The sequence below is a fragment of the Bacillus paranthracis genome (assembly GCF_024296885.1).
GTDB lineage: Bacteria > Bacillota > Bacilli > Bacillales > Bacillaceae_G > Bacillus_A > Bacillus_A paranthracis.
The window spans coordinates 4,002,986-4,026,765 of record NZ_CP101135.1 but is presented as its reverse complement, the minus strand read 5'-3'; the positions used below and the strand labels follow the sequence as shown (position 1 = coordinate 4,026,765).

Here is a 23,780-nt window from a genome sequence, read left to right as displayed (position 1 = left end):
ATATTTCTACAAATTATGCTATCATTATATCTATTGTATATTGAAGAGGTGATTGTATGTTAAAGATTGGATCTCATGTTTCTATGAGTGGTAAGAAAATGTTATTAGCAGCAAGTGAAGAGGCTGTTTCATACGGTGCAACAACGTTTATGATTTATACAGGTGCACCGCAAAATACAAGAAGAAAACCAATTGAAGAATTGAACATAGAAGCAGGAAGAAAACATATGGAACAAAACGGTATCGAAGAGATTATCGTACATGCGCCATATATTATTAATGTCGGAAATACGACAAAGCCAGAAACATTCCAATTAGGTGTAGATTTCCTTCGTATGGAAATTGAAAGAACATCAGCATTAGGTGTGGCAAAACAAATCGTTCTTCACCCAGGTGCGCACGTTGGTGCAGGGGCAGACGCTGGTATTCAACAAATTATTAAAGGGCTGAATGAAGTATTAACGCCAGATCAGACGGTGAACATTGCGTTAGAAACGATGGCAGGAAAAGGAACAGAATGCGGCCGTAGCTTTGAAGAAATTGCAAAAATTATTGATGGTGTAACATATAATGAAAAACTATCGGTATGCTTTGACACGTGTCATACGCACGATGCAGGATATGACATTGTAAATGACTTTGACGGTGTATTAAACGAATTTGATAAGATTGTTGGTATCGATCGTTTACAAGTACTTCATATTAATGATAGTAAAAATGTACGCGGCGCAGGAAAGGACCGTCATGAAAATATCGGTTTCGGTCATATCGGTTATAAAGCATTGCATCATATTGTGCATCATCCGCAATTAATGCACGTACCAAAAATTCTGGAAACACCATATGTAGGTGAAGATAAAAAGGACAAGAAGCCGCCATATAAATTGGAAATCGAAATGCTGAAAAATGGTACTTTTGATGAAGGGCTTCTTGAGAAAATTAAAGCGCAATAAGCAATAAGGAGGGGAATATCCCCTCCTTATTTTAGTAGTTGTTGAAATAAAGTATTTACTTGTTGGGCAGTAGCGGGCGAGGTTACTTGAGCTATTTGTTTTAAGAGCGCTAGTCGTTCGTCATTATCGTAAATGTTAATATTCTTTCCTTTCATAAGTCCAACAATTTGATCAGCTTGTGCAGTCGTAATTGGAACATCATATTCTTTACTATATTTCAATAATTCCTTTGTAGAAATATGATTTAATTTTTTATTTACAAGTTGTTTAATGAGGTTCATCGAGTTATCCTCCTTCACACGTTCTTCTATCGAAATATATGAGTACGTAGCTTGTACATATTCATATAGAGCTTCTTTTTTCATGAGAAAAAGAAGCGTATGTTATAATATAAGGACAAAACTATAGAAAAAGAGTATAAGGGAGGACTTATGGAGCAGAAGCAACATCGAAAAGAAAGTGTTATCCATCTTATGTATCGTTTAGTTATGATTATTTTTGGAGCAGCATGCGCAGCGGTAGCGATTGAATTATTTTTAATGCCAAATAAAATTATTGATGGTGGAATTATTGGTATTTCTCTTATATTAGATTATCTTACTCCTAATATTTGGTGGTTAAGTTTCTCTACTTTAGTCGTTATTCTCAATATCCCATTTATGTATTCGGGTTATAAGCAAATTGGAAAAACGTTCATGTTATCTTCGGCGTTCGGTATTGTAGCTTTAGCGTTTATTGAATCAACGTTACATGCTGTTCCGCCATTTACAACAGAGCCAATTTTAGCTACAGTGTTTGGTGGTCTTATTTTAGGTCTTGGTGTAGGGCTCGTTATTCGTCATGGTGGATCAATGGACGGAACAGAAATTATGGGTATTTTATTAACGAAGAAATTACCTTTCTCCGTAGGCGAATTTGTAATGTTTGTGAACTTATTCATTTTTGCATGGGCAGCATTTGTATTTGGTGTGGAACAAGCGATGTATTCTGTTATGACGTACTACATTGCATTCAAAACAATTGATACAGTCATTCAAGGTTTAGATGAAACGAAAGCTGTTTTAATTGTATCAGATCAATATGAGGAAGTATCAAATGCGATTTTGCATCGTCTTGGTCGTGGAACTACAAAGCTTGTAGCGAAAGGCGGTTACACGGATAAAGAAAAAGAAGTTATTTATGCAGTGGTAACACGTCTAGAAGTGACAAAGTTAAAATCAATTGTGTATGAAATTGATGCGAATGCGTTTGTTACAATTATGAGTACACAAGAGACAAATGGTGGTAAGTTTAAATCGGCTATTCACTAAAAAATTAATTATAATATCTTTTGAAAGCAGAGAATTTTTCTCTGCTTTTTGTTATAATAGTAAGGTTTCTTGAAAAAGTAGATATATTTTAGGCAGATTGGTTTACAACTATAATAAGCTGTACTATAATTCAAATAGACATAAATCGGAATCATTCTGAATTAAAATAGGTGAGATGCTATGAACAATATATTAGAAATAGAAGGATTGTCATTTCGATATGAAGATCGAAATGTGTTAGAAGATATAAATTTGCAAGTTCCGAAGGGAGCTTTTTTAGGTTTAGTTGGGCCAAATGGTTCAGGGAAATCCACTTTGCTAAAATGTTTATTAGGCGTTTTAAAGCCAAAACAGGGAAGCATTCGTTTGTTTGGTGTTGATAGTAAGAAGTTTAAAGAATGGAACAAAGTTGGTTATGTGTCGCAAAAGGCAAATAGCTTTAATTCTGGTTTTCCGGCAACTGTGTTTGAAGTTGTGTCAATGGGACTCGTTTCGAAAAAAGGGCTGTTTCGCTTTTTTACGAAAAACGATAAGAAAAAGGTAGAAAAAGCGATTGCTGATGTAGGAATGAGTGAGTTTCAAGGGCGTAATATTGGAGAACTTTCTGGTGGACAACAACAGCGCGTATTTATTGCTCGTGCGCTCGTTAGTGATCCTGAATTACTTATTTTGGACGAGCCCACTGTTGGAATTGATGTGAAGAATGTAGAAAGTTTTTATGAGATATTAGAGGATTTAAACAAAAGGCTAGGAATCACATTAATTCTCGTTACGCATGATATGGGAGCTGTTACCGAGAAAGTAACACATGTTGCATGCTTAAACAAACATTTACATTTCCATGGAAATGTAGAAAAGTTCCGAGAGTTAGAAGATGCAGAAATGTCCGTCTTATATGGACACCATGTTCATCGTTTAGAACACGAGCATGAGCATCACGGGAGGATATAATGATACAAGATTTTTTACAATATGACTTTTTACGTAACTCTTTATATGCAGGAATTTTAATAGGACTTGTTGCGCCGCTTATCGGTGTATTTGTTGTCATTCGCCGCATGTCGCTTATTGCGGATGCATTAAGCCACGTGACATTATCGGGTATTGCTGCAAGTTTACTACTAGAAAAAACAATTTTCACAGGGGGATTTTTAAATCCGTTATATATGGGGATGATTTTTTCTATTGGTGGGGCGTTACTTATTGAAAAACTACGTACTGTATATAAACATTATCAAGAATTAGCAATTCCAATTATTCTTTCAGCAGGAATGGGGATTGGCGTTATTTTTATTTCACTTGCAAATGGGTTTAACACAGATTTATTTAGTTATTTATTTGGTAGTGTAAGTGCTGTAACAAGTACGGATTTAATAATTATCGGCATTGTAGCAATTGTTGTTATCGTAACGATTACTTTATTATACAAAGAGTTATTTTTACTATCGTTTGATGAAGAATACGCTGTATCAACCGGTTTGAGTGCAAAGTGGATTCATTTTATTTTCATTATATTGGTTGCGCTTGTCATTGCAGTATCAATGCGTGTAGTAGGGGTTCTTCTCGTATCATCATTAATGACATTACCAGTTGCAGCAAGTATTCGTATTGCGAATGGATTTAAACAAACAATTTTGTTCTCCATTTTATTTGGTGAAATTGCAGTAATTGGTGGAATGTTTGCTTCGTATCAACTTGATTTAGCACCAGGTGGTACAATTGTTATGATAGCGGTTCTTATTTTAATTGGTGCGATTTTATGGAAGAAGAAAAAAACTGCATAAAGTAGGGATAGATATGAATCTAACAGAAGCTTTACGCCTAATGAAAGATAAAGGATACAAACATACTGGGAAAAGGGAAGAAATGCTCAGGTTATTTGCAGCTCACAATCGTTATTTAACAGCGAAGGACGTTTTAGAGCATATGAAGGATGATTATCCAGGTCTTAGCTTTGACACGATTTATCGTAACTTAACGGTGTTTGCTGAAATCGGTGTTTTAGAACAAACGGAATTAAACGGTGAAAAACATTTTCGTTTTACATGTTCTATTATGGAACATCATCATCATTTTATTTGTTTAGATTGCGGAGGGACGAAAGAGATTACTTCTTGCCCGATGGATTTTATGAATAAAGATTTTAATGGTTATGAAGTAACAGGTCATAAGTTTGAAATATACGGACGTTGTCCAAAATGTGCAAAGTAAAAGCTCGTTAGTTCTATAACTGACGAGCTTTTTTACGTAGAAAAGAAGGTTGCTCACAAATGTTGTGGGCAACCTTCTTTTTATTGTTCTTGTGTTTCTTTTTCTTTTTCTCGTTCAGCAGCCATTTCAGCAGCAATTACGTCGATTTCTTTTTTCAGTTCTTCTACCATTATTTCTTCTGGTACTTTACGAACGACTTGCCCTTTGCGGAATAATAGTCCTTCTCCGCGCGCGCCGGCAATACCGATATCAGCTTCACGAGCTTCACCAGGACCATTTACAGCGCAGCCAAGTACTGCAACCTTAATTGGTACTTGTAGTGTAGAAATGTACTCTTCCACTTCGTTAGCGATGCTAATTAAATCAATTTCAATACGACCGCAAGTTGGACAAGAAATAAGTGTTGCTGCATTAGATGCAAGGCCGAATGACTTTAATAGTTCACGCGCAACTTTTACTTCTTCAACTGGGTCAGCACTTAATGAAATACGTAGTGTATTTCCGATGCCTTTACTTAAGATTGCTCCAAGCCCAGCGGCACTTTTTACAGTTCCGGCAAATAACGTTCCAGATTCTGTGATACCTAAATGTAGTGGATAATCAAAAGCACGTGCAGCTTTTTCGTATGCTTCAATTGCCAAGTTAACATCAGAGGCTTTCATAGATACGATAATATCATGGAAATCTAAGTCCTCTAAAATTTTAATGTGATGCAGGGCGCTCTCAACCATACCATCTGCAGTTGGGTATCCGTACTTTTCTAAAATGTGACGCTCTAATGAACCTGCGTTTACACCGATACGGATTGGAATACCACGTTCTTTTGCTGCATTTACAACAGCTTCTACTTTATGGCGACGACCAATGTTACCTGGATTGATACGTACTTTATCAATGCCGCCTTCAATTGCTTTTAAAGCAAGGCGATAATCAAAATGAATATCAGCAACAAGTGGAATGTTGATTTGTTTTTTAATATCAGCAATAGCATTTGCTGCGCGTTCGTCTGGAACAGCAACACGCACGACTTGGCAGCCAGCTTCTTCTAAACGTTTAATTTCAGCAACTGTTGCTTCAACATCATGTGTTTTTGTTGTTGTCATACTTTGTATAATTAATTCATTATTACCGCCAATTGTTAAATTACCGACTTTAACTGGACGTGTTTTTGTACGATGAGTCATTTCATTCACGAATAGATCGCTCTCCTTATAAAAGAAGTTTCTTATTTAGTCCCTTATATCAATGATAGTATACGTGATACAGGGCTATAGAAACCGAAGTGCTCGGTTTCACTTTTACTATTGTATCAGCGCCTTTATGTAATTGACAAGGATTAAGTGATTGCTTATTGATATAACGGGAATTTATAAGACTTTCCAAGTTGTATTTTTGTAGCAGGTGTATTTTTATTTAATTGTTTAAAATCATCAATTACTTTTTCGATAGAAGGAATTTTCTTCTTATTAATCGCTTCTGTAATGGAAAGAACCGTATCACCTGTTTTGACTTCAATTGTTTTATAAGTGACATCTGTTTCTTTTTCCGCTTTGTTTTCTTTCTTTTGTTTTGTATTTGTACTTTCTTGTTTTATCGTTTCGGCCGCATTTGTCTTTTTATATGAACTTAACATCGGTAAAGTGCCGATTTTTATATCGTAATAAAATATATAACCAAGAACAAGCACGAATAAGAATATACCTAATCTCTTCATATTCTTCACTCCTTTGCTAGGAATATATGCTTGTCCAAAAAAAAAATGCCTATTTAGGCATTTTTTTCGTTCGGTTTTGGAACTTCTTTAATTGTTAAGTATAGGACAATTAAAACAACTGCGATATAAATGAATGTTGAGCCAGGTACAACGATTTTGAATAAATCCATAATCATAAAGAAGATGGTTGGAATTGTGTAGCTGTAGGCAGTTAACGTCCATACTTGCTTATAAGATAATTTACGTTGACCACTCATAGCAGAACCGATAAACGCAAGTAAAGTAATTCCTAAGAAAGTAATGAACAATTGGAATAGATATACTAACACTCCGATAACAGCTAATAAAATTGGATAAATACTATCGAATACAGAAATGAAATCTTGCAAATCTTTTTTCTCAAGAGATGTCCCTAATAAATCATTGTAGGAGTATGTTTGCGTCTGGCCATTTCCTATAGAAACTACTTTATCTTTTAAAATAAATAAACCAGTTTTATTTTGATACTTTTCGATATCTGTTGTATTTGGATCAAATACGAAAAGAGCATCTCCCTCTTCTTTTTGAATAGGTTGTTCAATATCAGCTTTTAGTTCACCATTTTCGATTTTAAAATCAGGTAAATCTTTTTCAATTGCTTGATTTACCATAGTAACACTATCTTGGATAAAGCTACCGTAAAAGAATGTTCTTGGAATAGTAGTGATTAGACAAAGTAGCATAATATACAAAATGGTTTTTCCGATTTTTTGAAAACGGAATAGCGCCATATCTTTAGGCGAATATACGCTTTTGACTAATTGGGTAAATATGGACATAGATTCACTTCCTTTATGTATGTATAAAATCATTGTAACGTAGGAATCTAGGGAATCTCAAGATATATTATATTTACATATAGTAGCGATAACTAAATTTCTTTTTATTAATTTTCTTCTTTTAAATGAAAAAAATACAATTGACAGTTTTCTTTTCTATATGGTAAATTTATCTTACATTTCTTAAAGGGTATATCCGATAGGAATTCCTTTATTTGATGTATTGTTACATACATAATTGTGGACCCTTAGCTCAGCTGGTTAGAGCAGACGGCTCATAACCGTCCGGTCGTAGGTTCGAGTCCTACAGGGTCCATATCCATTTCACATGTTTATTATGTCAGTAAGAAGCTTCCTTGTAGAAGGGAGCTTTTTTTATGAAATATATGAGCATTTTAATTGAAAAGAAGTGGGAATTTTGCTACTTTAATGATAGCAAGACAATGTGATTTATTTGTTTGCACCCTATGGCAATTAGGGTAGAATGTAGTTGTATGTCACTTAAGTGGCAATACATAAACTGGGAGGAATATAACAATGGCAAAACACGAATTACCAAATTTACCTTATGCGTATGATGCTTTAGAGCCTCACTTTGACAAAGAAACAATGAACATCCATCATACAAAGCACCATAACACGTACATCACAAACTTAAACGCTGCTTTAGAAGGTCATGCAGAATTAGCTGACAAAAGCGTAGAAGAATTAGTTGCAAACTTAAACGAAGTACCAGAAGCAATCCGTACAGCAGTACGTAACAATGGTGGTGGACATGCTAACCACACATTCTTCTGGACAATCTTATCTCCAAACGGCGGCGGACAACCAGTAGGCGAACTTGCAACTGCAATTGAAGCGAAATTCGGTAGCTTCGATGCATTCAAAGAAGAATTCGCAAAAGCTGGCGCAACTCGCTTCGGTTCTGGTTGGGCTTGGTTAGTAGTAAATAATGGTGAGTTAGAAGTAACAAGCACGCCAAACCAAGATTCTCCTCTAACTGAAGGTAAAACTCCAGTTATCGGTTTAGATGTTTGGGAACATGCTTACTACTTAAATTATCAAAACCGTCGTCCAGACTACATCGGTGCATTCTGGAACGTTGTAGATTGGAACGCTGCTGAAAAACGTTACCAAGAAGCAAAATAATTGTAATAACGATAGAAAAAGCTAGGAGAATGCTCCTAGCTTTTTTCTATGCTTTCCTTTTACATAATTGAGCTTGTCTTTGGAAGACTAGAACATGAAGTAAAGGAGAGTTGTGTATGAAGTGGAAACATATAATTGGTGACGTTGAAGTGAATCGGGATTTAGTGTTATTACTCCTCATTGGAGGTTTATACACGCTCGCAATTTCTTTATCGAATACGTTTGTTAACATTTATTTATGGAAACAAACACAAAATTATGTGAATCTCGGCTTGTATAATTTGGCCAGCGTTGTATTGCAGCCCCTCACATTTCTTATAGGTGGGAAATTAGCGAAGCGTATTGATCGCTCGATCTTGTTACGAATAGGCGTAGGCACGTTAGCGATTTTTTTTATCGTTGTTTTAGTAGCGGGGAAAAGCGCTTCTCACTATATTTTATTAATGGGGGCTCTTTTAGGAGTCGGATATGGTTTTTACTGGCTCGCGTTTAACTTATTAACATTTGAGATTACAGAACCAGAAACAAGAGATTTCTTTAACGGGTTTCTTGGGCTTCTTACATCCTTCTCTGGCATGATTGGACCGATAGCAGCTGGATACACAATTTCACGTATGGAGAAGTGGAGTGGTTATACGGTCATATTCTTTCTCTCGTTATTGTTATTTGCAATTGCTGTCGTTTTAAGCTTTTTTGTATCTAAGAGAGAATGTGAAGGTCGTTATGAGGTTACACAAGTTTTGAAAGAGAGACGGATTGATAAAAATTGGGGGAGAATTACACGCGCTCATTTTTTCCAAGGATTGAGAGAGGGGACATTCATTTTTGTTATTTCAGTATATGTGTACTTAGCAACCGATAGTGAGCTTGCATTAGGGAAATATAGCTTAGTAAATTCTGCTGTATCATTTGTATGTTACTATTTAGTCGCCCGTATGTTAAAGAAAGAGTGGCGAAAAAAAGCAATTTTACTTGGAGGCATTATTTTATATGCTGTTGTATTTTTAGTTATATTCAATGTTACATACACAAAATTACTTATTTATGCAGCATGCATTGCGATTGCATACCCTATTTTACTCGTTCCATATGGATCGATGACATATGATGTAATTGGTAGAGCGAAAAATGCGAGAGAGTGGCGTGTAGAGTATGTTGTTGTCCGAGAATTATGGTTAAATGCCGGGAGAATTTGTTCAGTTTTAAGTTTTTTATGTGCTGTATTATTCTTTCCGCCTGAAAAGAGTTTACCTGTCTTACTATGTATTTTAGGTGCTGGACATTTTCTTATTTATTTTGCAGTTAAAAATGTCAAATATGATGAAGGAAATGCAGGGAACACAAGTGTCGTAGCGCAAGGAACCACGCAGAATCAAACAGAACCAGAAGGTTAACTTATCGTTTGTTTTATGCTAGAATAGAAAAAGATGTAAGACAGCAGTGAGGACACCTGTATGAAGGTGTCCCTTTCAAATTACATAGCTGTTGGTAGAGGGGGTTTGTATGGGCAAGAAGCAGAAACAACAAAAGAAAAAGACTCACGTTCCTTTTCGGTTAAACGTGCTGTTTTTCTGCGTGTTTTTAATGTTCTCCGCGGTTATTGTAAGGCTTGGTTATGTACAAATTGTTCGCGGTGAGGAATATAAGAATGAAGTGGAGAGGAAAGAAAACTCGACGATAAGTAATCCTGTACCACGTGGGAAAATATTTGACCGTTATGGGCGAGCTGTAGTAGATAATGCAGCTGTACGTACGATTACATTTACAAAAATGAAAGGATCAACTGCAGAGGCTCGCTTAGAAACAGCGAAAAGATTAGCAGATTTGATTGAAGTACCGACAGATAAATTAACAGATCGCGATAAAAAAGATTATTGGCTTGCTATTCATAAAGAAGAAGCACAAGAAAAAATTACGAAAAAAGATCGTCAAGAGTTTAAAGATAAAAAAATTGACGATAAAGAATTAGATGAGCGTCAACGAAATCGCGTGACGGAAGAAGAAGTGAATCAATTATCCGCAAAAGATTTAGAAGTGCTAGCGATTAAAAGCAAAATGGACGGCGGATATGCGATGACGCCACAAGTCATTAAAAAGGATGCTACAGAACAAGAATATGCGATTATTAGTGAAAATCTAGCAACATTACCAGGTGTAGATACGAATGTTGATTGGGATCGAAAGTATATTTATGATGATTTATTCCGAAGTGTACTTGGCGGCGTGTCAACGTCTGATGAAGGTTTACCTAGAGAAAGACTAGATTACTATCTTGTTCGTGATTATAATCGAAATGACCGCGTAGGGAAAAGTTATCTTGAGCAGCAATATGAAGATAGTTTGCACGGTAATAAAGCGGAAGTGAGAAATATTACGGATAAAAACGGTAATATTTTAGAAACGATTAATGTATCAAAAGGGCAAAGTGGTAACAATCTGAATTTAACAATTGATATGGAATTACAAAAGCGTGTAGAAGAAATTATCACGAAAAATTTATTGAGATATAAAGGGGGACAACCTCTTTTAGATCGCGCATTCGTTGTAATGATGAATCCAAAAAATGGTGAAGTTTTATCTATGGCAGGGAAACAGTTAGTGGAAGAAAATGGCGAAACGAAAGTGCAAGATTTCGCATTAGGAACGATGACAAGTTCTTATCCGATGGGATCAACTGTAAAAGGTGCGACAGTACTTACAGGATATCAAACAAAAGCGATTCAACCGGGTTCCTACCAACTGGATGAACCAATCGTATTGAAAGGAACGCCGAAAAAATCTTCTTGGAAGACGATGGGATCTATTAATGATCTGACAGCATTAAAAATGTCTTCTAACGTATATATGTTTAAAACAGCGATGAATATCGCAGGTGTTCAATATGTGAGAGGTGGTACGTTAGATGTACCAAAAAAAGCATTTGATACGATGCGCTATTATTTCGGACAGTTTGGACTTGGTGTAAAAACAGGTATCGATTTACCAAACGAATCTGCGGGTCAAATAGGTAGAGGAAATCAGCCTGGTTTCTTATTAGATTTATCAATTGGACAGTATGACACATATACACCACTTCAATTAGCACAGTATGTTTCAACAATTGCAAATGGTGGTTACCGTATGCAGCCGCAAGTTGTAAAAGAAATTCGTCAACCGGAAGCGAAACAAGGCGAAGTTGGAAAAGTCGTTCACTCAATGGAACCAAAAGTACTAAACCGTATTGATATGCCTGAATCACAAATTAAACGTGTTCAGGAAGGATTTAGACAAGTATTTAATGAGTCTGGTGGTACAGCTGCGAAATACTTTACAGGCGCATCATATAAAGCTGCTGGTAAAACAGGTACAGCTCAAACTGTGTATGGCGGAGATAAAGAGATTGGTAGAAAAGCAAACGGTGAGCGTAAAGAAACATATAACTTAACATTAGTAGGTTATGCGCCACTTGAAGACCCTGAAGTAGCATTTTCTGTTGTTGTACCTTGGGTAGATGATAAATCAGGTATTAACGGATATATCAGTCGTGACATTATGGACGCGTACTTTGATTTGAAAAAGGTAGAAAATGGCGAAGCTACACAAGAGGAAATAGATAAGAAAAATAAAAAGCAAGATGATGAATAAAAAAGTTGTAAAAAAAGCACACTATCTGAAAAGATAGTGTGCTTTTTTTTTTGATTCATGCATACGTTTTAATAAAGTGGACAAGCAGATCATATCGGAATTTTAAGGGACCTTGCAAATAATACGTATGCATTCACTATGGAAGTTATGGACCAATCCTCAGTGAAGATGAACAGTGGCTACGGATTAATAATTTACCTAATGTTGATTCTTGTGGAACTTTACAAAACTTTTACAAACAATTAAAACCGAATTAATAGTTTAGCAGTATTCTTATATCTGTAATCCTGTTATTTCCGGTTACTTCTAGGAGGAAGAACACGTGAAATGGATAAGTGCATCAATTAAAGTTTTCATACTGTCTACATGTTTCTTTTATGTTGGCACGTCTACTGCATTTGCTGTGAATGAAATGGGAGAAGTGAGAGTTGATGGATCCTCAACGGTTTTTCCTATTATAGAAGCAGTAGCGGAGGAATATACAAAGGTGCATCCAAACGTGAAAATTTCCATCAGTGTTTCTGGAACAGGAGGAGGATTTAATCGTTTCAGTAAAGGAGAAGTAGATATAAATAATGCTTCGAGAGTAATGAAACAAGTGGAAGAAAATGAAATGAAGAAAAACTCCATTCAGTTTACACCGTTTGAAGTCGCTTATGACGGCCTTACGATCGTTGTGAACCGTCAAAATACTTGGGTAGATAATATGACGGTAGACGAGTTACGTCTATTATGGAGTGAAGATGAAAGTGAAAAGCGATGGTCACAAATTCATTCATCATGGCCACGTGAACAGGTAAAGTTTTATGCGCCAGGTGTAGACTCTGGTACGTATGATTATTTTCAAAATGTCATCTTACAAAAAAGTCGCATTGTAAAAAAAGTCTCTTTGTCTGAAGATGATCAAGTTATTATGCAAGGGGTAATGAATGATAAAAATGCCATTGGTTTTGTAGGATATGCTTATTATATGGCCAATCGAGATAAGGTGAGAGCAATAAAAGTGAATGGTGTACTTCCGACGAAAGATACCATCCAATCAGGTGAGTATAAGCCGTTATCTAGGTCGCTATTTGCTTATGTGAATCATGCATCTATCCGAAATAAAATGAATGTAGCAAGTTATATTGAGTTTATGATTCAGCATGTTGGTAAGCTTGCTGAAGAGGTTGGATATGTAAAATTACCAAAAGAAAAATACAATGAACAGCTGCGGATGTTAACAGAAATAAAAAGGTAATGTCAGGGTGGAAAGGGGTTTTCATCTTTGGCTTATAATGACAAAAGTCAAATTACATTTTCTGTACAACATTTGATTGAAAGAAATACAAAACATAGAAAAAAAACGCAGCGAATCAATCGAATCGTTCCATTATTACTAAAAATAATTGCTAGCGTGTCTATTGCGACGACACTTGGAATTATTTTTACGCTTTCTAATGAAACAATAATGTTTTTTAAAAAAATATCATTGCTCTCCTTTTTGACAGAGAAAGAATGGTTACCTTTTTTTGAAAATCCTAAATTCGGTATATTACCACTTATATGTGGAACGGTACTTGTAACAGCAATCGCTATGTGCGTAGCAGTTCCTATCGGTTTAGCGTGTGCCGTATTTTTAAGTGAATATGCTTCAAACAGTGTAAGAAAAGTATTAAAACCGATGTTAGAACTATTAGCAGGTATCCCGACAATTGTATATGGCTTTTTTGCATTAACAGTTGTTACACCGCTTTTACAACGGATTATACTTGATTTACAGTTTTTTAATGCGATTAGTCCAGGTATTGTTATTGGCTTTATGATGATACCTACAATTGCATCTCTGTCTGAAGATGCAATGAGAGCTGTAGCAAAAGGAACGAAAGAAGCTTCGTTGGCACTTGGAGCAACTCGGTTTGAGATGGTAAAACAAGTCGTGTTTCCTTCAGCTTTCGCAGGGATTACGGCAGCAATTATATTAGCTGCTTCAAGAGCAATCGGTGAAACGATGATCGTTGTAATTGCAGCAGGGTCCACACCGAACGTATCTCTCGATCCGACACACTCTATTCAAACGTTAACAGCTTATATTGTGCAAGTGAGTTTAGGTGATGCTCCGCATGGAACAATTACTTATTACAGCATGTACGCTGTAGGCGCAACGTTATTCTTGTTTACTTTTATAATGAACATCATTTCGCAGTTTATTATGCGCCGCTTTAGGAGGGTGACATAATATACGCATGTTGAATCATAAAAAAATACAAGAAAATATGGCATCACGTTTTTTAAAAGATCGAATTTACAAATTGTTATTTTATATGGCAATTTTGTTTTCAATAGTAATCCTGCTTATTTTGCTTTTTCAAATTTTTGAAAAAGGTGTCAGTTACCTTTCGTTAGATTTCTTTACAAACTTCGCTTCGCGTAATCCGAAAGAAGCTGGGATTGCTGCAGCTTTGTCAGGAACAATATTATTTATGAGTATTGTTATACCACTCTCCTTTATATTTGGGGTCGGAACTGCTCTTTATTTAGAGCAATATGCGAAGGAATCTATATTTAAAAAGGTAATAGAAATTAATAATCAAACGTTAGCAGGAGTACCTTCCGTCGTATTTGGATTACTCGGCTTAACCATTTTTGTATACGCTCTTCACTTAGGTGAGAGTATTATTGCAGCGGCACTGACGATGAGCTTACTCGTCTTACCGACAGTTGTTGTAGCGAGTCAAGAAGCGATACGATCTGTACCGAGGTCATTATTAGAAGCTTCTTACGGGTTAGGTGCTACGAAGTGGCAAACGATGTATCAAGTTGTATTGCCATATGCGTTCCCAGGAATTATAACAGGTTGTACGTTAGCGATATCAAGAGCGATTGGAGAAGCGGCACCGTTATTAGTTATCGGGGCACTTGCATTTGCAAATTATGTTCCGTTTAGTATGTTTGATAGATTTACAGTTTTACCAATTCAAATTTTTAATTGGATGAGTAGACCACAGGAAGAATTTCAGTATGTAGCAGCTGCTGGGATGATTGTTTTGTTAGGTTTGTTGCTCTTGATCAATATAGTTGTCCTATGGTTACGAAATCGAAAATAAGTTGGAAATGGATGAAAGGGGAATTCAAATGGTAGCAACAGTAGTAAATGTACAGGTGAAAAACGAGGAGAAAATCGAGACTGCGCCAAAGAAAGTAGTATTTGATACGAAAAACTTAAATTTATGGTATGGAGAAGACCATGCTTTAAAAGATATTAACTTAAGTATTCATGAGAATGAAGTTACAGCAATTATCGGGCCAAGTGGTTGTGGTAAATCAACGTACTTAAAAACATTAAATCGTATGGTAGAGTTAGTACCAATCGTGCGAACTACAGGCGTAATTGAATATAGAGAGCGCAATATATTTGATAAATCATATCCAGTTGAAGAATTACGAACACATGTAGGAATGGTGTTTCAAAAACCAAATCCATTTCCAAAATCTATTTATGAAAATGTAGCATACGGTCCGAAAATTCATGGGATTAGCGACAAGAAAACGTTAGATGAAATTGTTGAAAAAAGTTTACGTGGAGCAGCGATTTGGGATGAGTTAAAAGATCGTTTGCATGATAATGCATACGGTTTATCTGGTGGACAGCAACAGCGTCTATGTATCGCACGTTGTTTAGCGATTGAACCAGACGTTATTTTAATGGATGAGCCAACATCAGCACTAGATCCAATTTCAACATTAAAAGTAGAAGAATTAATTCAAGAGTTAAAGAAAGATTTTAGTATCGTTATCGTAACGCATAACATGCAACAAGCTGCGCGTATTTCAGATAAAACTGCTTTCTTCTTAAGTGGAGAAGTTGTGGAGTATACAGATACAAATAAATTATTTACGACACCTTCAGATAAGCGTACAGAAGATTATATTACAGGCCGATTCGGTTGATGTCGCTAGCAAGGCTAAGAGCAAATACCCTCTTAACAGAGGGTATTTCTTATTTTTACCTTATTTAAGATAGGAGAAGTAATACTTCTCCTATCTTAAGGTTTATTATAAGTAGGCTAGGTAGGAGAGTTATATATAGTGGTACATAATATTGAGGGGGAAGAAACAATGGTACGAGAACAATTTCAATGTGATTTAAAAACGTTACAGCAAAAGGTGATTGAGCTTGGTGAACTAGCGAGAGAAGCTTTATTGCTTGCTATGGAAGGGCTTCATAAAAAGGATGTAGAGAAAGCGTTAGAGGTAATAGATGGTGATTATCGTATGGATAATTTAGAAGAGGAAATAAATGATCTTGCGCTTATGCTCATTACGAAGCAGCAACCTGTAGCGAGTGATTTAAGAAGGATTTTCATTTCAATTAAAACAGCGACAGATTTAGAACGGATTGCAGATCATGCTGTTAATATTGCGAAATCAACCATTCGTCTCGGGGAAAAAGACGTGTCTGTTAGTTTGCACAATCTTGATGAGATGTTTGCGATTGCAAATAAGATGTTACAGTTAGCGCTAGATGCATATGAGCAAGAAAATTTAACTTTTGCGAAGCAAATTGCCGAAATGGATGATTCTGTTGATGAAATATATGGGAAAGCGATTCGTGAATTTATATCTTCAGTTCCAGAACAACCAGAAGCAATTACACAAATTACACAATTATCCTTTGTAGCGAGATATATCGAACGTGTAGCAGACCATATTACAAATATTGCTGAAAATGTTTTTTATTTAGTAAAGGGAAAGCATTACTTATTAAATGAATAAAGAAAAAAGCAGGTGAAACATCACCTGCTTTTTTTAGTCAAAACATGACAAAAAAAGCTCGTTGTTTCCTTTAGTTTATGATGATAAGATGTATCATAATATAATGGAAAAAATAGGGCGTATATGTTATTCGCTTATTAAGTAATATTTTAAAAGTTAATGGTAAGCGCTTTCTTCAGTTGTTGAAAGGTGAATGTATATAAGGGGGAACTTTACTGCCTGCCGGCCCGATTGGTCAAGGCTAATAATTAGTAGGGGATGAAGAAAACCCCCACTGATTAAAGTTTCACTTTATTTTATACTGCTAGTTAATGCTGGGTAGATAATATACATATCGTATATGAAGTTACTGAACATTATATAAGTGGAGGCTGAAGTATATGAAGGGGGTTATTTTAGCTGGAGGAAAAGGACGACGCCTTAGACCATTAACATGTAATACTCCAAAGCCGATGTTGCCATTATTAGAAAAGCCAGTTTTAGAATACAACATTGAATTATTGCGTCAGCATGGTATACGTGAGATTGCAATTACTGTTCAGTATATGAGTGCGGCTATTAAGCAATATTTTGGTGACGGTAGCAAATGGGGCGTTAACTTGTACTACTTTGAAGACTCTCCACCGCTTGGAACTGCAGGGAGTATTAAACAAGCGGAAAAATTTTTGGATGAACCGTTTGTTGTCATAAGTGGGGATGCGTTAACTGATTTTCAATTATCAGAAGGAATTACGTTTCATGAACAAAAGAAAAGAATGGTAACTATGTTTGTAAAGGAAGTAGAAAATCCACTCTCATTTGGTTTAGTTGTAATGAACAAAGAACAAGAGGTTACACGATACATAGAAAAACCGAGTTGGAATGAAGTAGTCTCTAATATTGTGAATACAGGTATATATATTATGGAGCCAGAAATTTTTTCTTACATACCGCCCCGAGAATTTTTTGATTTTAGTCAAGATGTGTTTCCGTTATTGGCAAATAAGAACGCATTATTTGCATATTTGTCAGAAGGTTACTGGTTAGATATCGGTACATTTGATCAATATCGACAAGCACAATTTGATTTGTTAACGAAAAAATTGCAAGTACCTATCCCATATACGGAAGTATTACCGATGGTATGGATGGGAGAAGGGGTAACGATTGGAAAAGGAACGAAAATTCACGGTCCTTCTTTTATTGGTGAAGGAGCAAGAATTGGTGCTGGATCTGTAATTGAGCCATACTCTATTATCGGGAAAAATAGTGTTGTTTCAAGTTATTCTCATCTTCAAAAGAGTATTATTTTTGCAAATGCGCACATTGGGAAATATTGTGAGTTACTAGAAACGACAATAGGAGAACATACAATGGTGGAAGATGATGTTACATTGTTTCAAAAAAGCATTGTAGCGGACCATTGTCATATAGGGAAAAGTACGGTAATTAAGCAAAAGGGAAAACTATGGCCATATAAGGCGATTGATAGTCATTCGGTAGTAGGATCGGCTGGTGTTCAAGAAAGTGAGAAGAGTGCAGGATGGTTGCAAAAAAGCCGCATTGTAGGAAGAGGTAATGTGGAGATTACACCTCAATTTATTGTAAAGGTTGCGATGGCGTACGGATCTCTTTTCACAAAAGGGGAAAGTATATTAATCGGGAGTCAAGAACATATAGAAACGACTTCTTATAAAAATCTTTTTCTTCATGCAATTCATGGTATTGGGATTCATACGATGGAATGCAAAGAAATGAACGAATCACTTTTTCAGTACAGCATTCAAGATTTGCAATGTGCGGGCGGGGTTTTCATTCAAGCGGAAAAAGAAAAAGAGATTGTTATAAAGTTGTATGGTAGGGATGGGGCACAGTTAACGTATAAGCAGCAAAAAGCGATAGAACAAGTGTATATGTCTGAGTCGTTTTATTACGTATGTGAGAAGGAAATGGGGCGGAATAAGCTAGTACACGTTTCTTTACATAATTATATAGAGGCTGTATTAGAGCGTATTGATATTGAGAAAATAAAAAAACAGAAGTTCCATCTTCTTATTAATAAGAGAAATGATATGTTACAACATTTGCTTATGCTCTTTTTGCAAAGACTCGGATGCACAGTTACGTGGATTTATGCGGGCGAACAAAAGGATCATGTGAAAGCTTTAATGAAATCAAGTAAAGCAAATATGGCGCTTATGTTTTCAGAGCAAGGAAATTATTTCGAGTTATATGATAATCATAGTAATATTTACCAAGGGACGGATTTTGAAGAGATTGATATTCCAGATTTATTACTGGAATCGGCAGGAAATATTTACCCAATGTCTTTGAAATTAGGAGAATGTTATCTTCTATTTTATACGCAGGATGAAAAAAAATCGTTTCAAGCGAGATGGAAGCGAGATATTTTATATCGAATTGGAAAATTATTCGAGTTAATAGCATTGCAGGGAAAAACCTTTCTCAGCATAGTAGAGCAATCCCCGCCGCTTTATTTACTTTGTGATGAAGTTGTATGTTCGTGGAATGAAAAAGGGAAGGTGATGAGGAAATTATTGGCTGATATCGAAAGGAAGGAAGAAGGCATATTTGAAGGAGTACAGTTCAAATATACCGAAAAAGAGTGGTCTTATATCGTTTCTGACACAAAACAACCGAAATTTTTAGTGTATTCACATGCTAGAAACCCAGTAATAGCAAGGGAAAACATGAAAAATCTTATAGAAAAAATTAGACAATATCAAAAGGTGTAGAATTTTTATTTTAAAAGTGGTATTATGGTATAGTCTGATTTAAGTTATTAGTACTGGAGGGAAATAAGAATGCGTGTGAATATTACTCTAGCATGTACAGAATGCGGAGATCGTAACTATATCTCAAAGAAAAACAAACGTAACAACGCTGAGCGTATCGAGCTTAAAAAGTATTGCAAGCGTGACAAGAAGTCTACGTTACACCGTGAAACAAAGTAAGCAGTAGGAATATTTTCCTACTGTTTCTTTTTTTATTCGATTCCTCTCTTAAAAGTGATACACTATCATCGTAGAGCAAAGTATCACTGTGAGGGGGAAAATGTGTGAGAGAAGAGAAACTACGTTTACGTAAACAAATAATAGAGCACATGAATTCTTTATCAAAAGAACGGTATACAACTTTATCAGAGCAAATTGCATTTTCGTTGTATGCACAAAAAGAGTGGACTGAAGCTAAAACAATTGGAATCACTCTTTCAATGGAAAATGAAGTGAATACATATTCTATTATCGAAAAAGCTTGGGAAGAAGGAAAGAAAGTTGTTGTTCCGAAGTGTAATAAAGAAACAAGAACAATGTCCTTTAGGCAAATTAGTAATTTTGATCAATTGGAAACAGTGTATATGAATTTACGTGAGCCAATTCCAGCGCTTACGGAAGAAGTGAATGCAGATGAAATTGACCTTCAAATTGTACCAGGTGTAGCTTATACAGAGCGAGGAGAACGGATTGGATATGGTGGTGGCTATTATGATCGTTATCTCATGCATTATAAAGGGAAAACGCTATCATTAGCTTATAGTTTTCAAATGGTAGACCATATTCCAATAGAGCCGTTTGATAAAAATGTAGAAAAAATTATTACAGAAAAAGGAACAATGGTTAAAAATGGGCTTGTATAGACAAATAAAAATTGACGAGACTTTTTCTTCTTGATTATAATAAAATATGTGAACGTTTTCTTATTATAATTTTTTATAGTAAGTGAGCATAGAGGGTGATGAAATGTTATCTATATATGATATTCAGCAATTGCTAAAGAAATTTGGTACGATTATTTATACGGGAGATCGAATTGCAGATTTACAATTAATGCAAGATGAATTGCGTGAATTAAATCAATCACAGCTAATCGATTCACAAGACTATCAAACAGCTTTATTTTTATTGAAGCAAGAAATTCAAAAAGAGCTAAATAAGAATTAGATAAAGGTAGGTAAGTAACATGGAAGAGAAATGGTTAGTTGGTGTTGACCTTGGTGGTACAACGATTAAATTAGCATTTATTAATGTATACGGTGAAATTTTACATAAGTGGGAAATCCCTACGAATACAAATGAGCAAGGAAAACATATTACACTTGATGTAGCGAAAGCTATTGATAAAAAGTTAGAAGAGTTAGGCGAATTAAAAAGTAAGTTAATCGGTATTGGTATGGGAGCTCCTGGCCCTGTACACGTGGCGTCTGGAATGATTTATGAAGCGGTTAACTTAGGATGGAAGAACTATCCGTTAAAAGATTTATTAGAAGTAGAAACAGGATTACCTGTTGTGATTGATAATGATGCGAACTTAGCAGCGCTTGGTGAAATGTGGAAAGGTGCTGGTGAAGGAGCAAAAGATTTAATTTGTATGACGCTTGGCACTGGTGTTGGCGGCGGTGTAATTGCCAATGGAGAGATTGTACACGGCGTAAGCGGTGCTGCTGGTGAAATCGGACACATTACAGTCGTTACAGAGAATGCTTTCCCATGTAATTGCGGGAAGTCTGGTTGCCTAGAAACTGTAGCATCTGCAACAGGTATTGTGCGTGTTGCTATGCAAAAAATACAAGAGACTGATAAAGAAAGTATTTTACGTTCTATGTTAGCAGAAGAAGGACGTATCACATCAAAAGACGTATTTGAAGCACATGGACAAGGTGATGAACTAGCAGGCGAAGTAGTAGAAAAGGTAGCTTCTTATTTAGGATTAGCTGTAGCGAACCTTTCTAGCACGTTGAACCCAGAGAAAATCGTTATTGGCGGAGGCGTTTCTAAAGCTGGAGATGCACTTTTAGAACCAATTCAACGCTATTTTGAGCAATATGCTTTCTCACGTGCTGTAAAGAGCACGAAGTTAGCTATTGCAACACTTGGTAATGATGCAGGTGTTATCGGAGGAGCTTGGCTTGTAAAAAAGCACAAATACGAAGCGAAGATGATATAAGTTGTGAAGTATGAAAAGAGGAAGGAGAAACCCTTCCTCTTTTTGTGCGAAATCTTGATGAAGACGAGCATGTAAATGAATTAAGCTGTTGGTGGGTACCCGTTATATAGAACAGTCATGATTGTAAACCATCCGAAAACGAGTACAGTTGCAAGTGCAAAGCCGCCCGCGAGAAAATTCTTTTCGCGAAGTGTTCTAAGCGTAGCAAATACAGCTAACAGAGTGACAAGCGTAAAAATAATAACAAGGCCCATACAATATCCTCCTCTGTCTACCCATTCCTTAATATGAGTTTTTGGAATATTTACTCTTTTATATTGTACATGTTTTAAAAATGATTGTCGAGATAGCATCCTTTCTTTTCCTAAGAGAAAAAAATGTTGTATCATTGAAAGTAAGTTTAATAATTGGAGGAGATTTTCATATGAAATGGATACAAATGCCATTAGGCCCATTACAAACAAATGCTTATATTTTAACGAATGAGCAAAATGAGTGTATTATCTTTGATCCTGGTCACGAAGGAGAGAAGCTCGTTACATATTTACAAGAAGAACAATTAAAGCCACTGGCTGTTTTATTAACACATGCTCACTTTGATCATATTGGTGCTGTTGATGCGGTAAGAGACGCTTTTCATATTCCTGTGTACGTACATAAAGAAGAAGCAGATTGGTTAGGCGATGCAACTGTAAATGGTTCTCAAATCTTTATGATGAATCGCAGCATTACAGCAAAACCAGCAGATCATATTATTGATGCAGAAGGTGCATTAGCAATTGGTTCATTTAACTTTGAAATTTTTGAGACACCAGGACATTCTCCAGGCAGTATTTCTTATTACTGTAAAGAGGCGAATGCTGTATTTTCTGGAGATGTATTATTCCAAATGAGTATTGGAAGAACAGATTTACCTGGTGGAAGTTTTGCAGAGTTGATTGGAAGTATTGAAGAGAAATTATTTGTATTACCTGATGAAACAGCGGTGTTATGTGGACATGGTCCAGAAACAAGCATTGGTTTTGAAAAAGAAAATAATCCATTTTTACAGTAAGGAGCTAGTATGGGGATGGAGCTCATTTTAAAAGAATGGATGGAAAAAGAAAAGGATTATTCAATTTCATACAGTACATATATGAACCTCGCATTATATGCAGAGGAATATGGATATTATATGAAAGAACGTGAAAAAATAGGAAGACAAGGGGATTTTTTTACAAGTAGCAACGTATCCTCTGTGTTTGCAAAAACTTTTGCTAAGTTTTTTGTTCGTCTTGTTGAAAATGGTGAAGTTGCTCCACATATTTGTGAGATTGGTGGGGGGACAGGAAGGTTTGCCTATGATGTTTTACAAGAATGGAAGCAATTATCACCGGAAACCTTTATTGATTTAAACTATTCGATAATTGAAATGAGCCCTTTTCATAGAAAATTGCAGCAAAAGACTCTTTGTTCCTTTTCTAATGTGTCATATTATACGTCGCATAGTGAAATGGGAGAATCGTTCGAGGGGATTCTTTTTTCGAATGAGTTATTTGATGCATTTCCTGTTGAAGTAATTGAGAAGAGAAATGGAATATTGTATGAAGTACGTGTTACGTACACAGAGGAAGGGAAACTTGCAGAAGTATGTAGGCCGTTACATAAAAGAATTGGTCGATACTTATTGAAATATAATATTCATCTCGCTGAAGGCCAGCGTTTTGAAGTGCCAATTGCGATGGAAGAATATATAAAAGAAATTGCGAAATGGTTTCAACGAGGTGTATGTATTACAGTTGATTATGGATATACAAAAGAAGAATGGATGCATCCTGCACATCAAGAAGGTAGCTTACGAGGATATTACGAGCATAAGTTAATTCGTAATCCTTTAGCGTATCCAGGTGAAATGGATCTTACTACTCATATTCATTGGGACGAACTGAAAGAAATGTTTAGCCTGCAAGGTATGAATATGGTATGGCATAAGAAACAATCTGAGTTTTTGTTAGCAGCAGGAATACTAGAGCTGCTTACGAATCATCAAGATCAGGATCCTTTTTCTGAAATTCAAAAACAAAATCGTGCAGTTCATTCTATGATTTTGAGCGGAGGATTAGGGAGTGCATGTGATGTTGTTATACATACGAAACATATGCAACAGTTACACTTGGATCGGTATTTGAAAATATAAAAAACAAGACACAGCATAGTTCTGTGTCTTGTTTTTTAATACGACTTATGTAGCATCATATATTTCCTCTCATGATATATATTTATATTAAAGATATGAGATGAAAAATATAAAATACGTCCTTTT

Annotated in this window: 25 protein-coding genes and 1 tRNA gene; 21 read left to right on the top strand and 5 right to left on the bottom strand. The window is 35.8% G+C overall.

The genetic code is table 11. From position 1 onward, the window contains the following. The first annotated feature begins 56 nt into the window (after positions 1 to 56). Positions 57 to 953: a deoxyribonuclease IV gene (locus NLJ82_RS20840; RefSeq protein WP_000912469.1), complete on the top strand. Its 897-nt coding sequence runs from the start codon at positions 57 to 59 to the stop codon at positions 951 to 953. Between the two features lie 26 nt (positions 954 to 979). Here NLJ82_RS20840 and NLJ82_RS20835 read toward each other — a convergent pair whose 3' ends face one another. Then, on the bottom strand, positions 980 to 1,234 hold the full coding sequence (locus NLJ82_RS20835) for a DUF2624 domain-containing protein (RefSeq protein ID WP_001048963.1): 255 nt from the start codon (positions 1,232 to 1,234) through the stop codon (positions 980 to 982). A 150-nt stretch (positions 1,235 to 1,384) separates the two neighbouring features. Here NLJ82_RS20835 and NLJ82_RS20830 point away from each other — a divergent pair, with 150 nt between their 5' ends. From NLJ82_RS20830 to NLJ82_RS20815, 4 genes are all read left to right on the top strand, one after another. After that, positions 1,385 to 2,263: a YitT family protein gene (locus tag NLJ82_RS20830; RefSeq protein WP_000435966.1), complete on the top strand. Its 879-nt coding sequence runs from the start codon at positions 1,385 to 1,387 to the stop codon at positions 2,261 to 2,263. Positions 2,264 to 2,443: 180 nt separating this feature from the next. Next, positions 2,444 to 3,214: a metal ABC transporter ATP-binding protein gene (locus NLJ82_RS20825; RefSeq protein WP_001059652.1), complete on the top strand. Its 771-nt coding sequence runs from the start codon at positions 2,444 to 2,446 to the stop codon at positions 3,212 to 3,214. Then, positions 3,214 to 4,047, top strand: a complete 834-nt coding sequence (locus tag NLJ82_RS20820; protein WP_000613824.1) for a metal ABC transporter permease — start codon at positions 3,214 to 3,216, stop codon at positions 4,045 to 4,047. Before NLJ82_RS20825 ends, NLJ82_RS20820 begins: the two co-directional genes overlap by 1 nt. A gap of 13 nt (positions 4,048 to 4,060) precedes the next feature. Continuing rightward, positions 4,061 to 4,474 carry a Fur family transcriptional regulator gene (locus NLJ82_RS20815; RefSeq protein WP_001054512.1) on the top strand — a complete coding sequence of 138 codons (414 nt, stop codon included), beginning with the start codon at positions 4,061 to 4,063 and terminating at the stop codon, positions 4,472 to 4,474. 80 nt (positions 4,475 to 4,554) lie between these two features. Here the strand turns inward: NLJ82_RS20815 and ispG are convergent, their stop codons facing one another. From ispG to NLJ82_RS20800, 3 genes are all read right to left on the bottom strand, one after another. Then, positions 4,555 to 5,658, bottom strand: a complete 1,104-nt coding sequence (gene ispG / locus NLJ82_RS20810; protein ID WP_011040674.1) for a flavodoxin-dependent (E)-4-hydroxy-3-methylbut-2-enyl-diphosphate synthase — start codon at positions 5,656 to 5,658, stop codon at positions 4,555 to 4,557. Positions 5,659 to 5,822: 164 nt separating this feature from the next. Next, positions 5,823 to 6,188: a protein YqfZ gene (gene yqfZ / locus NLJ82_RS20805; protein WP_000825406.1), complete on the bottom strand. Its 366-nt coding sequence runs from the start codon at positions 6,186 to 6,188 to the stop codon at positions 5,823 to 5,825. Between the two features lie 53 nt (positions 6,189 to 6,241). Then, on the bottom strand, positions 6,242 to 7,006 hold the full coding sequence (locus tag NLJ82_RS20800) for a DUF1189 domain-containing protein (RefSeq protein ID WP_000021910.1): 765 nt from the start codon (positions 7,004 to 7,006) through the stop codon (positions 6,242 to 6,244). A 242-nt stretch (positions 7,007 to 7,248) separates the two neighbouring features. Between NLJ82_RS20800 and NLJ82_RS20795 the strand changes: the two genes are divergently transcribed. The 14 genes from NLJ82_RS20795 (at position 7,249) to glcK (ending at position 21,478) form a co-directional block, all read left to right on the top strand. Further along, a tRNA-Ile gene (locus NLJ82_RS20795) sits at positions 7,249 to 7,322 on the top strand. 221 nt (positions 7,323 to 7,543) lie between these two features. After that, positions 7,544 to 8,155 carry a superoxide dismutase [Mn] gene (gene sodA, locus NLJ82_RS20790; protein WP_001052031.1) on the top strand — a complete coding sequence of 204 codons (612 nt, stop codon included), beginning with the start codon at positions 7,544 to 7,546 and terminating at the stop codon, positions 8,153 to 8,155. Positions 8,156 to 8,271: 116 nt separating this feature from the next. Beyond that, positions 8,272 to 9,549, top strand: a complete 1,278-nt coding sequence (locus NLJ82_RS20785) for an MFS transporter (protein WP_000871368.1) — start codon at positions 8,272 to 8,274, stop codon at positions 9,547 to 9,549. 109 nt (positions 9,550 to 9,658) lie between these two features. Further along, positions 9,659 to 11,779: a peptidoglycan D,D-transpeptidase FtsI family protein gene (locus NLJ82_RS20780; protein ID WP_000516826.1), complete on the top strand. Its 2,121-nt coding sequence runs from the start codon at positions 9,659 to 9,661 to the stop codon at positions 11,777 to 11,779. A gap of 322 nt (positions 11,780 to 12,101) precedes the next feature. After that, positions 12,102 to 13,019, top strand: coding sequence for a phosphate ABC transporter substrate-binding protein PhoX (gene phoX, locus NLJ82_RS20775; RefSeq protein ID WP_000871261.1), 918 nt, complete (start codon positions 12,102 to 12,104; stop codon positions 13,017 to 13,019). A gap of 27 nt (positions 13,020 to 13,046) precedes the next feature. Then, positions 13,047 to 13,997: a phosphate ABC transporter permease subunit PstC gene (gene pstC / locus NLJ82_RS20770; protein ID WP_000323873.1), complete on the top strand. Its 951-nt coding sequence runs from the start codon at positions 13,047 to 13,049 to the stop codon at positions 13,995 to 13,997. A gap of 1 nt (position 13,998) precedes the next feature. Continuing rightward, positions 13,999 to 14,865 (top strand): phosphate ABC transporter permease PstA, encoded by an 867-nt coding sequence (gene pstA, locus NLJ82_RS20765; protein ID WP_001242545.1) that lies wholly within the window; start codon positions 13,999 to 14,001, stop codon positions 14,863 to 14,865. Positions 14,866 to 14,893: 28 nt separating this feature from the next. Further along, the gene (gene pstB / locus NLJ82_RS20760) at positions 14,894 to 15,709 is read left to right on the top strand and encodes a phosphate ABC transporter ATP-binding protein (protein WP_000226683.1); all 816 of its coding nucleotides are present in this window, start codon (positions 14,894 to 14,896) and stop codon (positions 15,707 to 15,709) included. A 168-nt stretch (positions 15,710 to 15,877) separates the two neighbouring features. After that, a complete protein-coding gene (gene phoU / locus NLJ82_RS20755) occupies positions 15,878 to 16,534 on the top strand; it encodes a phosphate signaling complex protein PhoU (protein WP_000251231.1) in 657 nt (218 codons plus the stop codon). Between the two features lie 380 nt (positions 16,535 to 16,914). After that, complete coding sequence (locus NLJ82_RS20750) at positions 16,915 to 19,269, top strand: sugar phosphate nucleotidyltransferase (RefSeq protein ID WP_000679285.1); 2,355 nt, start codon at positions 16,915 to 16,917, stop codon at positions 19,267 to 19,269. Positions 19,270 to 19,338: 69 nt separating this feature from the next. Beyond that, positions 19,339 to 19,488, top strand: coding sequence for a 50S ribosomal protein L33 (gene rpmG / locus NLJ82_RS20745; protein WP_001265616.1), 150 nt, complete (start codon positions 19,339 to 19,341; stop codon positions 19,486 to 19,488). A gap of 104 nt (positions 19,489 to 19,592) precedes the next feature. Further along, positions 19,593 to 20,171, top strand: a complete 579-nt coding sequence (locus tag NLJ82_RS20740; RefSeq protein WP_001206420.1) for a 5-formyltetrahydrofolate cyclo-ligase — start codon at positions 19,593 to 19,595, stop codon at positions 20,169 to 20,171. 103 nt (positions 20,172 to 20,274) lie between these two features. Then, on the top strand, positions 20,275 to 20,475 hold the full coding sequence (locus NLJ82_RS20735; RefSeq protein ID WP_000949156.1) for a YqgQ family protein: 201 nt from the start codon (positions 20,275 to 20,277) through the stop codon (positions 20,473 to 20,475). Between the two features lie 19 nt (positions 20,476 to 20,494). Beyond that, entirely contained in the window at positions 20,495 to 21,478 is a 984-nt protein-coding gene (gene glcK, locus NLJ82_RS20730) for a glucokinase (RefSeq protein ID WP_000391706.1), read from the top strand. An 80-nt stretch (positions 21,479 to 21,558) separates the two neighbouring features. Here glcK and NLJ82_RS20725 read toward each other — a convergent pair whose 3' ends face one another. Then, the gene (locus tag NLJ82_RS20725) at positions 21,559 to 21,732 is read right to left on the bottom strand and encodes a DUF2759 domain-containing protein (RefSeq protein ID WP_000524855.1); all 174 of its coding nucleotides are present in this window, start codon (positions 21,730 to 21,732) and stop codon (positions 21,559 to 21,561) included. A gap of 170 nt (positions 21,733 to 21,902) precedes the next feature. Here NLJ82_RS20725 and NLJ82_RS20720 point away from each other — a divergent pair, with 170 nt between their 5' ends. Together NLJ82_RS20720 and NLJ82_RS20715 are read left to right on the top strand one after the other, a co-directional pair. After that, the gene (locus tag NLJ82_RS20720; RefSeq protein WP_000871248.1) at positions 21,903 to 22,532 is read left to right on the top strand and encodes an MBL fold metallo-hydrolase; all 630 of its coding nucleotides are present in this window, start codon (positions 21,903 to 21,905) and stop codon (positions 22,530 to 22,532) included. A 9-nt stretch (positions 22,533 to 22,541) separates the two neighbouring features. Continuing rightward, entirely contained in the window at positions 22,542 to 23,654 is a 1,113-nt protein-coding gene (locus NLJ82_RS20715) for a class I SAM-dependent methyltransferase (RefSeq protein ID WP_000525122.1), read from the top strand. The last annotated feature ends 126 nt before the right edge of the window (positions 23,655 to 23,780 follow it).

Bases quoted from the DNA above. Each gene is read 5' to 3' on its own strand.
- NLJ82_RS20840 (WP_000912469.1), top strand. From the start codon at position 57: ATGTTAAAGATTGGATCTCATGTTTCTATGAGTGGTAAGAAAATGTTA.
- NLJ82_RS20835 (WP_001048963.1), bottom strand. From the start codon at position 1,234: ATGAACCTCATTAAACAACTTGTAAATAAAAAATTAAATCATATTTCT.
- NLJ82_RS20830 (WP_000435966.1), top strand. From the start codon at position 1,385: ATGGAGCAGAAGCAACATCGAAAAGAAAGTGTTATCCATCTTATGTAT.
- NLJ82_RS20825 (WP_001059652.1), top strand. From the start codon at position 2,444: ATGAACAATATATTAGAAATAGAAGGATTGTCATTTCGATATGAAGAT.
- NLJ82_RS20820 (WP_000613824.1), top strand. From the start codon at position 3,214: ATGATACAAGATTTTTTACAATATGACTTTTTACGTAACTCTTTATAT.
- NLJ82_RS20815 (WP_001054512.1), top strand. From the start codon at position 4,061: ATGAATCTAACAGAAGCTTTACGCCTAATGAAAGATAAAGGATACAAA.
- ispG (WP_011040674.1), bottom strand. From the start codon at position 5,658: ATGACTCATCGTACAAAAACACGTCCAGTTAAAGTCGGTAATTTAACA.
- yqfZ (WP_000825406.1), bottom strand. From the start codon at position 6,188: ATGAAGAGATTAGGTATATTCTTATTCGTGCTTGTTCTTGGTTATATA.
- NLJ82_RS20800 (WP_000021910.1), bottom strand. From the start codon at position 7,006: ATGTCCATATTTACCCAATTAGTCAAAAGCGTATATTCGCCTAAAGAT.
- sodA (WP_001052031.1), top strand. From the start codon at position 7,544: ATGGCAAAACACGAATTACCAAATTTACCTTATGCGTATGATGCTTTA.
- NLJ82_RS20785 (WP_000871368.1), top strand. From the start codon at position 8,272: ATGAAGTGGAAACATATAATTGGTGACGTTGAAGTGAATCGGGATTTA.
- NLJ82_RS20780 (WP_000516826.1), top strand. From the start codon at position 9,659: ATGGGCAAGAAGCAGAAACAACAAAAGAAAAAGACTCACGTTCCTTTT.
- pstB (WP_000226683.1), top strand. From the start codon at position 14,894: ATGGTAGCAACAGTAGTAAATGTACAGGTGAAAAACGAGGAGAAAATC.
- phoU (WP_000251231.1), top strand. From the start codon at position 15,878: ATGGTACGAGAACAATTTCAATGTGATTTAAAAACGTTACAGCAAAAG.
- NLJ82_RS20750 (WP_000679285.1), top strand. From the start codon at position 16,915: ATGAAGGGGGTTATTTTAGCTGGAGGAAAAGGACGACGCCTTAGACCA.
- rpmG (WP_001265616.1), top strand. From the start codon at position 19,339: ATGCGTGTGAATATTACTCTAGCATGTACAGAATGCGGAGATCGTAAC.
- NLJ82_RS20735 (WP_000949156.1), top strand. From the start codon at position 20,275: ATGTTATCTATATATGATATTCAGCAATTGCTAAAGAAATTTGGTACG.
- glcK (WP_000391706.1), top strand. From the start codon at position 20,495: ATGGAAGAGAAATGGTTAGTTGGTGTTGACCTTGGTGGTACAACGATT.
- NLJ82_RS20725 (WP_000524855.1), bottom strand. From the start codon at position 21,732: ATGGGCCTTGTTATTATTTTTACGCTTGTCACTCTGTTAGCTGTATTT.
- NLJ82_RS20720 (WP_000871248.1), top strand. From the start codon at position 21,903: ATGAAATGGATACAAATGCCATTAGGCCCATTACAAACAAATGCTTAT.
- NLJ82_RS20715 (WP_000525122.1), top strand. From the start codon at position 22,542: ATGGGGATGGAGCTCATTTTAAAAGAATGGATGGAAAAAGAAAAGGAT.